The 12840-nt window shown below is 38.5% G+C and carries 11 protein-coding genes; 1 reads left to right on the top strand and 10 read right to left on the bottom strand.

What is annotated here, in order from left to right:
- Nucleotides 1-6: 6 nt before the first annotated feature.
- The 6 genes from ACPEEM_RS01325 to pyrH all read right to left on the bottom strand — a co-directional run bounded on the left by ACPEEM_RS01325 (nucleotide 7) and on the right by pyrH (nucleotide 4611).
- On the bottom strand, nucleotides 7-873 hold the full coding sequence (locus tag ACPEEM_RS01325; protein ID WP_424407461.1) for a phosphatidate cytidylyltransferase: 867 nt from the start codon (nucleotides 871-873) through the stop codon (nucleotides 7-9).
- Between the two features lie 21 nt (nucleotides 874-894).
- Nucleotides 895-1614, bottom strand: coding sequence for a polyprenyl diphosphate synthase (gene uppS, locus ACPEEM_RS01320; RefSeq protein WP_424402502.1), 720 nt, complete (start codon nucleotides 1612-1614; stop codon nucleotides 895-897).
- 59 nt (nucleotides 1615-1673) lie between these two features.
- Nucleotides 1674-2870, bottom strand: coding sequence for a 1-deoxy-D-xylulose-5-phosphate reductoisomerase (gene ispC / locus ACPEEM_RS01315; protein WP_424407459.1), 1197 nt, complete (start codon nucleotides 2868-2870; stop codon nucleotides 1674-1676).
- 45 nt (nucleotides 2871-2915) lie between these two features.
- Nucleotides 2916-3191: a hypothetical protein gene (locus ACPEEM_RS01310; RefSeq protein ID WP_424407457.1), complete on the bottom strand. Its 276-nt coding sequence runs from the start codon at nucleotides 3189-3191 to the stop codon at nucleotides 2916-2918.
- A 55-nt stretch (nucleotides 3192-3246) separates the two neighbouring features.
- Nucleotides 3247-3804 carry a ribosome recycling factor gene (gene frr, locus ACPEEM_RS01305; protein ID WP_424402499.1) on the bottom strand — a complete coding sequence of 186 codons (558 nt, stop codon included), beginning with the start codon at nucleotides 3802-3804 and terminating at the stop codon, nucleotides 3247-3249.
- 90 nt (nucleotides 3805-3894) lie between these two features.
- The gene (pyrH, locus tag ACPEEM_RS01300) at nucleotides 3895-4611 is read right to left on the bottom strand and encodes a UMP kinase (protein ID WP_424402498.1); all 717 of its coding nucleotides are present in this window, start codon (nucleotides 4609-4611) and stop codon (nucleotides 3895-3897) included.
- A gap of 159 nt (nucleotides 4612-4770) precedes the next feature.
- On the opposite strand from pyrH, the gene ACPEEM_RS01295 reads away from it, so the two are divergent.
- A complete protein-coding gene (locus tag ACPEEM_RS01295; RefSeq protein WP_424407455.1) occupies nucleotides 4771-6354 on the top strand; it encodes a phosphoethanolamine transferase in 1584 nt (527 codons plus the stop codon).
- Between the two features lie 85 nt (nucleotides 6355-6439).
- On the opposite strand, the gene ACPEEM_RS01290 is transcribed toward ACPEEM_RS01295, so the two are convergent.
- The 4 genes from ACPEEM_RS01290 to ACPEEM_RS01275 form a co-directional block, all read right to left on the bottom strand.
- Nucleotides 6440-9472: a TonB-dependent hemoglobin/transferrin/lactoferrin family receptor gene (locus ACPEEM_RS01290; protein WP_424407453.1), complete on the bottom strand. Its 3033-nt coding sequence runs from the start codon at nucleotides 9470-9472 to the stop codon at nucleotides 6440-6442.
- Between the two features lie 516 nt (nucleotides 9473-9988).
- A complete protein-coding gene (locus tag ACPEEM_RS01285) occupies nucleotides 9989-10198 on the bottom strand; it encodes a TOBE domain-containing protein (protein ID WP_424402495.1) in 210 nt (69 codons plus the stop codon).
- Between the two features lie 88 nt (nucleotides 10199-10286).
- Nucleotides 10287-11663, bottom strand: a complete 1377-nt coding sequence (qseC, locus tag ACPEEM_RS01280) for a quorum sensing histidine kinase QseC (protein ID WP_424408187.1) — start codon at nucleotides 11661-11663, stop codon at nucleotides 10287-10289.
- Complete coding sequence (locus ACPEEM_RS01275) at nucleotides 11650-12321, bottom strand: response regulator (protein WP_424402494.1); 672 nt, start codon at nucleotides 12319-12321, stop codon at nucleotides 11650-11652. Before ACPEEM_RS01275 ends, qseC begins: the two co-directional genes overlap by 14 nt.
- Nucleotides 12322-12840 lie beyond the last annotated feature (519 nt).

The raw sequence follows: 12840 nt of genomic DNA, 5'->3' as shown, positions 1-12840 counted from the left end.
GCATTCCTATAACACAAAAAAATAAAAATAGGCAAAGAAAGGCACTGCCGCAGTTAAACTGTCAATACGGTCTAAAATACCACCATGCCCAGGAATTAAATGGCTACTGTCTTTAATACCGCTTTGACGTTTAAACATACTTTCCGTTAAATCGCCCAAAATAGAAACAGCCACCGTGGCAACCGATAAAATCACAAATGCGGTCAAGCTCATATCTGTCACTAAATAAGCCTGCATAAAATACATAAATACCGTGGCAAACACGCCAGCCGTGATAAGTCCACCAATCACACCTTCCCAAGTTTTACCCGGTGAGACTTTCGGAGCTAATTTGTGTTGACCAAATCGACGTCCTGCAAAATAAGCACCTGAGTCTGCACTCCAAACCAACACAAAAACATAACACAAAAGTATCACACCATGATAAGGATCGGCGATATAATGATCTAAACGTAAACGTAATAGACCAAGAAAAAAAGGTGTCAATGTGAAAAATGCAAATAAGAATTGGGAAACTTTATTTTTTGCCCAAAGAGAGGCTGATTTAGGATAAGCAATAACGAAACATAGAGCGATGAACCACCACACCACCGAAGCAAATAATAGGGGTTCGGTGTAGCCTTCAAATACACGTCCTGCGGATAAATAATTGCTTTGGTCATAAATCCACAAAAAGAAAAACGCCGCACACAAAACGGTGACACCCGCACGCCAAAACGCTAATTTAAAATGGGCAAACTGTGTCCATTCCCATACTGCTAACATCACCACGCCCGCAACCGCTAAAGCAAAATAGAAAGGTGAAAACCAAAATAATGCAATAAATACTATCGCAATCAATGCAATCGCAGACAACACTCGTTCTTTAAGCAAAATAGAACCCTCTTTTATTTATTATTCTGAGCCACCAAAACGACGATGGCGTTGTTGATAAGCAATAATTGCTTGCTCAAATTCCTTTTCATTAAAATCTGGCCAAAGTACTTCCGTAAAATAAAATTCTGCGTAAGCCACTTGCCACAGTAAAAAATTACTAATCCGTTGTTCGCCACTTGTGCGAATTAATAAATCCACTAAGGGTTGTGATTTAGTCACTAAATGTTGACGAAATAATTCCACATCAATGTCGTCCACCTCAAGCTGCCCTGATTTGACTTGCTGTGCTAGCTGTTTGCTTGCCTGAACAATATCCCAATAACCGCCATAATTTGCTGCAATATTTAAGGTTAATGCATCATTTTTTTCAGTTAAGGTTTCAGCTCGATGAATTTTTTGTTGTAGCGAGGGGCTAAATCCTGTGATATCGCCAAGAATATTTAACCGAATATTATTTTTATGCAATTTGCTCACTTCTAAATCCAAAGCTTGCATAAACAAGTTCATTAAGGCACTCACTTCTTGTTCTGGACGATTCCAATTTTCGCTACTAAACGCATATAAAGTCAGGACTTTGATTCCCATTTTGCGAGCATAAGCCACTGTATCACGCACAGATTTAATGCCGTTTTTATGGCCAAAAATACGCATTTTCCCTTTTTGTTTTGCCCAACGCCCATTTCCGTCCATAATAATCGCAACATGCTGTGGAATATTATTTGGATTGATTTCTACCATAAATGTCTCAAATTTCTGACCGCACTTTTGTCCGCCACTATACCATAGCAGGGCAAATGTTAAAAACTTAAAATAATTGCTTTTGCTAATTCTCGTGCTTTTTTATCCACGGCTAACACGTCATCAATACAGGTCATGTTCTGCGGTTGAATGGCTTCCACCACCTTCTGATTGACCTTGGCTATATCGGTGAATTTAATCTGTGAATGTAGAAAACTATCCACTGCAATTTCATTTGCCGCATTCATTGCGGTCGTTGCATATTGCCCTGCGTGAAAGGCATCCATCGCTAATTTTAAACAAGGATAACGTTGATAATCTGGTGCAATAAAAGTTAAACCGTTTAATTGATAAAAATCCAAAGGCTCAACCCCTGCAAAAATACGTTGAGGATATGCCATGGTTTCGGCAATAGGGGTTCGCATATCAGGATTGCCCATTTGTGCAATCACTGAACCATCAATATAACGTACCATAGAATGAATAATGGATTGCGGATGAACAATCACTTCCATTTCATCGGCACTGGCATTAAATAACCAACGGGCTTCGATATATTCCAAACCTTTATTCATCATGGTGGCGGAATCGACAGAAATCTTTTTCCCCATCGACCAATTCGGGTGTGCAATCGCTTGTGCTGGTGTGATATGTTCAAACTGTTCTAACGCAGTATGGCGAAATGGTCCGCCTGATCCTGTTAAAACAATTTTGCTAATGCCTAATTCAGCAAGGGGACAAAAACCAATTTGTTGTTGTGCTTCGGGGGGTAAAGATTGAAAAATGGCGTTATGTTCACTGTCCACGGGCAAGAGTTGAGCATGATGCTTACGCACCGCATCAATAAACAAGCCGCCACAAGTGATCAAAGCCTCTTTGTTGGCTAATAACACTCGCTTACCCGCTTTTACCGCAGATAAGGTGGGTAATAATCCTGCTGCCCCCACAATTGCCGCCATCACCATGTCTGCCTGTGGATGAGCAGATAACTCACAAATTGCCTGTTGCCCTGACAACACCTGTGTTGTGCATTGATGAGCGTGTAATTTCTCTGCCAAGATTTTGGCGGCACATTCATCATCTAACGCAGCAAAGTGCGGTCGGAATTTTAAACATTGTTGAAACATCAAATCGACATTTCGTCCGCCCACAAGTGCAAAAGCATGATATTTGTCTGGATTGTGCTCAATCACCGATAAAGTGCTTGTACCAATGGAGCCAGTAGAACCAAGAATGACTAGTTTTTGTTTTTTCATTTTAACGATATATAAAAATAGGGCGTTTGACGCCCTAAATAAAGATTAACTTTTCAGCTTTCGATATAAACGGTACGCATGATAAAAAAAGAATAAGCCCAGTAATATAAATCCCACCAAAATGCCTTCCGCACCGAATACTTCATAAATCATATAAAGCACCCAATGAAAACGCTGAGTACCACCAGTCACTTCCCATTGAAGTATATCTTCATATATATAAAAAGCCATATAGATTATGCCCAAGCCCATCATAATGCTTAATAAAATAGCCACTCTAGGACGTTTAGGTAATCCATTATCTTTTTGGGTATTTGACATAAATTTACGCTCTCCTCTTTTAATGGCAGGATTGAACTGTTATGGGTTATTTCAATTAGAAATCCATTAACTCTTTTTCTTTATCCGCTAACACTTCATCGACTTTTTTCACGTAGCTGTCTGTGATTTTTTGGATTTCATCTTGTGCTTTACGTTCTTCGTCTTCGCTGATTTCTTTATCTTTCAATAAGGCTTTAATTTGATCGTTGGCATCACGACGAACATTACGTACCGCAATTTTGCCCTGTTCAGCTTCGCCTTTTACGATTTTAATTAAATCACGACGACGTTCTTCTGTTAATGGCGGAAGTGGGACACGAATTGTCGTACCTGCTGAGGATGGGTTTAAACCTAAATCTGAGGTTAAAATCGCTTTTTCTACCGCACTAATTAAGCTACGATCAAATACAGTTACTGCTAAAGTACGTGCATCTTCTGCCACCACATTGGCTAATTGGCGTAATGGGGTTGGTGAGCCGTAATATTCCACTTGAATTCCATCAAGCAAACTAGGCTGTGCACGACCAGTGCGAACTTTAGCAATGTGGTTTTTAAAGGTTTCTACGCTTTTTTCCATACGTGCTTGCGTATCTTTTTTAATTTCATTAATCACAAAAATTCCTTCTTTAATTCAGTCAATCAAACCAGTTAATCACTGGCGTTAAGTTTAATCTAATTTTGTACAAAAATCACGACAACTTTTTTATTCGCAAATTAATGTACCTTCTACTTCACCTAAAATGACACGACGTAATGCCCCTGGTTTACCCATATTAAATACACGGATTGGCATATTGTGATCACGAGCTAATGTGAAGGCAGCCAAATCCATCACTTGTAATTCACGATCAATCACTTCTGCGTAAGTGAGCTGATTATATAACTTGGCATTGGCATTTTTGGCTGGATCACTATCATATACGCCATCAACTTTCGTTGCCTTTAAAACCACATCCGCTTCAATTTCAATCCCTCTCAAACAGGCTGCTGAATCTGTGGTAAAAAATGGACTGCCTGTACCTGCTGAAAAAATCACCACGCGTTTTTCACGCAACATTTTAATCGCTTCAGACCAGTTATAGGTATCGCAAATGCCATTTAATTGGAAGGCAGACATTAATTTTGCATTCACATCCGCACGGTGTAAGGCATCACGCATCGCCAAACCATTCATCACCGTTGCTAACATGCCCATGTGGTCACCAACAACACGGTTCATGCCCGCTTTGGCTAATTTTGCCCCACGGAACAAATTTCCACCACCTAAGACAACGCCGACCTCAACATTCATTGCCACTAATTCTTTAATTTCTAACGCCATTCTATCTAAAATCGAAGGATCAATACCAAAACCCTCATCGCCTTGTAAAGCTTCACCGCTAAGTTTCAACAAAATTCGTTTATAGATTGGTTGGCTCATCTTTTTTTCCTCGTTTTTAATTAATAGGGTAAGTTACAAAAAAATCGATCTATTCTAAAGGATTACGTTCCAGCTGTGAAGAATTCTCATCTAGAATTTACGCCAGAAAATCGGATAAAATAAAAAATAAATGGGTTTATGCTGAAGGAAAATAAAAGTATGTTGAACATTGCTGAAAGAATAAACAAAATCGTTTTTTTGGGGACCGCACTTTTTGCACTGGCTTTAGTCCTTCTCATCAGTCATTTCCTCTTGCTAGGTTCAGGATTTTGGACAACCTTTTCACCCTTGCCTGTTTTGAGTCTCGGCATGGTGATTATTCTGTTAAGTGCCTCCAAAAAAAGTTTCTATTTTCTTTTACTTCCGTTGGTGCTGTGCCATCTATTTTATATGCCTGTCGGGCTTAACTTTGGTGCACCCAGTTATCAATACCTAGCTTCGGTGCTCTCCACCGATCTGCTTGAAAGCCAAGAATTTCTCTTACAAATTCCCATCACGAGCTACTTGCTCACCTTAAGCATATTGCCTTTATTATTTTTATACCGTTGGCTGACACAAGCATTCCAGATTCAATTTTATAAAAATCACACATTCCTGATCGGTGCGTGTTTGATCTTTGCCTATTACTCCCCTGCAGCGATGTTCCTGAAAACTATCTACCAATCGGGTTCAGAAATCAAAGTGGAATTTGATCGGCTCAATCAGTTACGCCAAGAAACCCAATGGAAACAGGTTCAATTACCGCACTCACATTATGATGATTATGTGCTTATCATTGGTGAAAGTGCCCGTAAAGATTATCACCATGCTTATGGTTACCCCATCGACAATACGCCTTTCATGAGTCATGCCAAAGGCACGTTAATTGATGGGTTTACATCGGCAGGCACCAACACCGTTGCCTCGTTACGTTTAATGCTCACACTCAGCGACAAACAGAAATGGCAACCTAAATATGAATTTAGCCTGATCGATTTAATTAATGCGGCGGGCATTCAAACGTATTGGCTGTCTAACCAAGGCTTTCTCGGTGAATATGACACGCCGATCGCCGTGCTTGCTAGCAAAAGTCAACACATTGATTTTCTAAAAAAAGGGGGCAGTTTTAATTCAACGAACAGTAGCGACTTTGAGCTGTTACCCAAACTGGCACAGATTCTGGCAGAAAAAAGCCAAGGTCCTCGTTTTATCGTATTACATCTTTATGGTTCCCATCCTTTAGCTTGCGATCGCCTCACGGATTTCCCAAGACTATTCAAAGAGGGAGAACTGCCTGAGAAATATGAATACCTCAACTGTTATATTTCCACCATCAAAAAAACCGATAGCCTATTAGAAAACGTCTATCAGCTGTTAGCACAAAACTTTCAAAAAAATGACCGCACTTTTTCCATGATTTATTTTTCTGATCATGGTCTTTGCCATAGCACTGGACATAAAAATGACATTTTTTTCAGCCAAAATTGTGTGAGTCAACGTCACAATGAGGTTCCACTATTCAAAATTTCTTCGGACGATACAGAAAGAAAATATTATCGCGTGTTTAAATCAGGTTTAAATTTCTTAGAAGGTATTGCGAACTGGATTGGGATCCAACAACCACAGTTAAATCCCGCACAGGATTTATTTTCCAATCAAGCTGATCAAAATGATTACGGCTTAAGCAAAGAAATTCAACAACGAAAAACTCCTCTTGAGCCTGCCATTGATATCAGAACGGGAAAAGTGGTGAACCCCAAATAAAAACGCACCGCAGACTTTTAAAAAAAATGACCGCACTTTAAAACAAAAAAGCCTGCATGATGCAGGCTTTAAGTTGTGCATATTATTAGAAGGTAATTTCTGCACTTAATTTATAGTTACGACCTGGTGCATAGAAACGTTTAATCCCTTCCCCTGTATTTTGATTAATTAAATTAATCGTCCCACGAGTTCGGATAGAACGTGCAGAATCCCATGTCAAATACGGTGTATTGCGTAAATTATATACCCCTGCACTTAACACCACGTTTTTCCAAGGTCTGACATGGACAACGGCATCAATAATCGTATAGCCAAAACTACGCCACGCCAATTTATTATCCGTGACCTGCTGACCTTGAACTAAATTGCCCGCTTTTTGCTGATCTTTCCAATAAGCGTTGTAGGTATCATCACGTTTTTTCGATGCAACATCCGTCACATAAATATCAATGCCATATTTATCTTCTGGGGCAGTATAACCAAATGAATAAACGCTCGTTTTTGGCTGCAGGGCATTCATTGGAATATAACCTTCATTTTGGGTATAAATTTTTCCTTTCTGCCAGCTGAATTTATACCCCATATAAAAGCCATTCAATTTCTCTGAAAGCTCACTTAGTTGTAAATGCGAATTCACCTCAAAACCTTTCACTTTGGCGTGATCTTGGTTGATGTTTTTATAGAATGGATATTTTAAAGTACTACCCAGTTCTACTTGACGCTCACCAGCTTCCACTAAATCAATAAAATCACGGTACTGTGTTTTAAAACCACTGAACGTAATAAAACTGTTATTTTTATGGAACGTAATGGCAGCTTCTTTCGTTTTAGCAATTTCTGCTTTTAATTCAGGATTAGGCTGAATAGAGAAACTCGGATGTTTGAAAGTCATATACACTTCATCTGAAGTCGGTGCACGGAAACCATTAGAATATTTCACTTGCAAACGTAACCAATCTAATGGATCGATATTCATGCCTAAATTATAAGAATGATGTTTATAAGTTTTATTTTTTAGCATGATTGCTAAATTAGCATCAACATTGGCATTAAACGTTTCGCTTCCATACGGACAATCTGAATTTTCTCCGTATGGATTACAATTAAGAGGCACAAAAATCCCCGCAATTAAACCTTTTGGTACAGGCACATTTTTATCGTAATAAGGCAAGTGTTTCACTTTGTCATAGCGATAATTCAAATCAAGATTCACATAACGTCCTAATTGAATATTGTCACCAAAATAAAAGGTTTTTGATTTACTATTTACAGGGACTAAATAGCTGAAGGTATCCCCTGTTTTTGAGCGCAGGCGTCCATCACAACTCCCTGTAATAGGTGGATATAGTTCAGGTCTTGCTTCGTAAGAATCAAGTGTTCCATCTATTTTTTTAAGACAAAAGAAATTATCTGCCCACCATTTTACATTACCGCCTTGATAGCCGTCTTTATTCACCATACTTTTATGGGATTTAGCATAAGATGCCCCATATTTAATTTGATGATCGCTACCCCAAAAACTCAGGCTTTTATCCAAATCTAAATTAATTTGTTTGGTGCTAGTATTTAAATCACGGTCATTATAGTCATTACGGGCATAACCAACTGATTTTGGAAATAAAAAGTAAGTTTCTTCATATTGTAGCACGCCAGGAATGATACCTTCTTTTGATTTAGTTTCAATTACACCATATTTTTTGCCATTTTGAGCTGTTTTTATCGCAATTGGACGACTTTGGAATTTGTAAATAGAAGCATAGTTTTCATCTTTTTCTGCAAAAACAGTATAAGATTTTGTGCAATCTAATTTGTCGCAATCAATCAGCGTATTTATCACATTAGCTTTGAAAACATCCGCTTCAGGAATATATTCTCCTTTTTCATTTTTAAAGAGTGTTGCATAGCCATATCCGACTTTTCTTCTTTCTCTGGCTCCAGTTGCAATTTTACTACCATCTTTATCAACAACCACATAAGAACCATTTTCTTCTTTTAGTTGTAAACCAGAAGGATTATTAACATTTGTACAAGAATCTTTAAAGCAGTATTCATCAGTGCGAGCATTATTCGTGATTTTTTGGTGTGAATAACTGATACTCAAACGATCCCAAAATGGAGTTTGTGCAAAGGTTTCATAAGAAAATGTCACATTTTTGCGTTTTGATTTATCGTGATTCAAACGCTCACCTAACGTGAAGGTATCACTTTGCCCTACTTTCGTTTGAACCACTCTCAAATTATAGGATAGATCGGCACCCTTAGACTCTATTTGACTGTCATCAAGTGCGGCTGAAAAACGGTGATTTTCGGAAGGTTGGAAAGCAAATTTAATTAACGTGCTATTTTTATCAATACGGTATGGATCGGGTTTTTCTCGTGTTGCCCCTACGGCATCCAAATCTTCTTGCTCGGATTTATAAATATCGTAATAGTAGTTTTTAAATTCTTGACCTTCTCGTTTGGTATTGATAAACAAGACATCAAACCATTTATAACGACCTGCTAAGGTGATACGGTCTAAAGATTCCTTATTCGCACTGTTATAGCCCTTTTTATAAGAAATATGCCAGTCTTTGTTAAGCAGAAAATCGCGAGCATCTTTGGTTTTGAAAATCACCGAACCACCTAACGCCCCACTCCCCGATTTAATGGAATCCGATCCTTTGGTAATGGTTGCTGTTGAAACGGTTTCAATCTCAATCCCATTACGGGTGTTATTAAAGTTGCCATAGCCTTCAAAAAGCTCTTTAAAACCTTGTGAACTGAGAGTTTCTGCTTGTTTTAATCCATCAATCAAAATCCCAACACGATTTTCATCAACCCCACGAATCGCATAACCACTTGAGCCAAAACGCCCCGTTTCTACAACGGTAACCCCAGTATCGTAACGGACTAAATCCCGACTATCTTGTACTTGCTGACGTTGTAATAATGATGAGGTTTTGACGGTTTCCCCCACTTTTTTCTCTTTCACACTCACGCTCTCTTGCTGAGAAGACACCGTGATAGTATCAAGTTCTGTAACATCATTATTCACCTCTGCAACACTTACTCCGCAATAACTCAATAATGCCAAAGTAATCGCAGAAAATTTTATTGTTTTCATGGCGATATGCATTTTTCAATCCTTTCTTATTATTTATCCCTTCCCCATTTAAAGGGGAATGGTTTATGACTTAAAACCTAAAAATTGACCAATTCAGCCTTTTGCACAAAAAATTGGTCGAGCCTGTTATCAATATTGTTGTGTGGCTTAACACTCATAAAAGACCCATTCTCATTTAGCATATTCATTGACACCCTTTCTTTTGTCATACTTGCAAGGAAAAATGCACACAAAACAATCAATTTGATGCCCAAAAGCAATGAAAAGACAAAGATAATATTTAATGCGTTAACGAGCGTTAACTGGCGATGAATGAAATGACGACAACCTCCTTGTTGATCATGAAGATAACGACAGCAGATTAAAACAGCAAACCGACCGCCTTAACAGTATTGATAACAATTTTCAATTATATTTATATTCCCTTTGTTTTTCAAAAGAATTCTTTTCACCTTTTTCTGTTTCTTTCTTACAAAAAACAAAAAAGCCTTGTGAAAACACAAGGCTTTTTTCATTTGCTGAGTAAAATTATTCCACACCAACCATTACTGAAGTGGCTTTAATAATGGCGTATGCCTCTTGACCCACTTCAAGTTTTAATTCTTCCACGGCGGCAACAGAAATTGTGGATGTGATAATATTTCCACCGCCAATATCAATGCTCACCACCGCATTAACGGCACCTTTTTCTAACGCCACAACCTTCCCTTTAAATTGGTTTCTTGCACTCACTTTCATGATATGGTCTCCTAAATAAGTCAATAATATTCAAATTAAAATGCGGGGCGATTATAACCAACAAAGCCAATAAAGCAACTGTTAAACCTTAAAAGTGATTAAATAAAATCAAGGCACTAAACCCTTTTATCTGCCCTTCATCATCAACAATATTTTCTAATCGTAGCTGGTAATGATGTAACTGTGCAATTCGATGTACAATGGAAAGTCCAAGTCCACTGCCTTTTTCATTTTGCCCGACAGGTCGATAAAAACGTTGACCTAATTTTGCTAAATCCGCAGCATTCACCCCTTTCCCGTTATCCTCCACCACAAGCCGATCGGGTAATAAACTCACCTTGATCTGGCTGCCTACTGGGCAATAGTGAATCGCATTATCAATTAAATTACGCACCATTAAAGACAACAAAAGTGGCTGCCCTTGTGAAACTAGCTCAGGGGCGTCCGACACAAACTGTAAATCCATTTGCCGTTTTTGGGCATGAAAATACAATTCGCCCACCAAAGAAGCAATTAAGGCTTGCCAATGAATCGCCTCTGTATTTTCCAGTTCCTTTAAACTATCTAAACGAGATAAAGTCAGCAGTTGTTCAATCATTTGTGTGGCACGATCAATGCCTTTCGTTAAATTCAGCAAAGCTTGTTCACGCATTTGCGTATCCTCGCCTGCAATTTGAGCCACTTCAGTTTGAATGCGTAATGCGGCTAATGGACTCCGTAACTCATGTGCGGCATCAGACGTAAAACGTCGTTCACGCAATAACATACTTGCCGTACGATCAAAAAAACGATTTAAATTATGCACTAATGGCAAAATTTCTTTGGGTAAATTGTCCGTGTCCACCAATGAGGTATCATCAGGTTTACGCTGTGCTAATTGAGCACTGACTTGTTTTAAACTACGTAATTCTCGACTGACCACCCAAACAATAATCGCTAATAAAAACGGCAAGCTGGCAAACCAAATCCACATTTGCCCAAACACCATTTGATTGATCAAATCATCACGGTAATCCATTTCCTGCCCAACCGCGACAATTAACTTGCCATTTTTCACAGGTAACCAGAAAATACGCCACAGATCGTCATCACCTCGAATATGATTCAAGGAAAAGCCCGAACTGGGGGTAAACATAAAATTCTCGCCATTATTCCCGTCACTTAATACCACCTTTCCTTCTGCCGTAAAAATGGCAAACGCCAAGGCATCATCGTCATAGGATTTATGTGCTTTTTTCAACAGTTTATTTTCATCTTTCGGTAAAGAATGGGACAAAATATTACGCAAATCAGAAGAGGCAAGTCGCTGTGCAAATAAAATTTGCTGGGCATCAAACACATCATTGACTTCTTTTCTCACCTGAAACCAAGCCACCGCAGTTGAGGCTAACCAAATACAAAGTGCGGTCAAAGATAAGGTAATAATTAAGCGAAAGCGTAAGCTCATGGGGTTAAACAGTGTCATCATTTTTCCCTAAAGCATAGCCCACGCCATGCACCGTGCGAATAAACTGTTTACCTAATTTTTGGCGAAGATTGTAAATATGGACTTCTAACGCATTACTGCTGACTTCATCGTCCCAGCTATATAATTTTTCTTCAATCATGCCTCGAGAAAGGACACGATCTTTATTGAGCATAAACAATTCCAACAATTTATATTCTCTGGTTGTGAGCAACACTTCTTCCTCTTTTAAGAAAACTTTCCGTTGGTTGGGATCAAAACGCACTAAGCTGTGTTCAATTACGGGGTTTAACTGCCCGTAACGACGACGAATTAATGCCTGTAAGCGTGCCACCACCTCAGCCAAGGCAAAGGGTTTGCATAAATAATCATCGGCACCACGTTGCAAGCCTGTAATTCGCTCATCTAAGGTGTCTCGTGCGGTTAAAATCAGCACAGGCACATCGGATTTTTCTTTACGCCAAGCTTGTAAAATGGCTAAGCCGTCCATCTTCGGCAAGGTTAAATCTAAAACCACCGCATCATAAGGTGCCATTTTTAACGCATTCAAGCCTGTTTTTCCATCTTGAAACCAATCTACGCTAAAACCAGACTTGGTTAATCCCATTTGTAATCCATTTCCAATTAAGGAATCATCTTCTATTAATAAAATTCTCATTTTTTTCACCGCACTTTTGTTCGATTCCAATAGGCGTATTCTACCTAAAAAATAAACAAAAAACTGTCCTGTCTATCAAAGCACAGTCTAACCGATAAAAATGAAGAAAAACTTAATCTTCGCATTTTACATTCCTCGCTACATTCCCTCTTCCATGCATTGAGGTGTGACAAAACCTTTTCAAACATGACCGCACTTTTTTCATCGGCTTACCCGATAAAGCGATTTAAGATGAAAAATCCTCTGGCTAACGCAGATAAATTCCGAAAAAATCTGAATTTTTCATAGGAAAAACAATAAATTAAAATTTTTTCAATTTTTTTAAATAAAAGTTGTAAGGAAATGAATTTTACCCTCGACTAATAAAACCGTAACGCAATGATTAAGGAAAAACATTGTCATTAGTCTAATGTGAAGCATGATCGTTATAACAAATGCCTGCTGAAATTTATGGAAAAAATCCTGTGCTTTTGTAAGAAAATGCCTTTTACATCGACTAATAAACCATGTGATAGATAA

This window comes from Pasteurella pantherarum, assembly GCF_049670885.1.
In the GTDB taxonomy this organism is placed as follows: domain Bacteria; phylum Pseudomonadota; class Gammaproteobacteria; order Enterobacterales; family Pasteurellaceae; genus Pasteurella.
The sequence above is the reverse complement of the archived record's forward strand: the minus strand, read 5'-3'. Positions and strand labels throughout refer to the sequence as shown.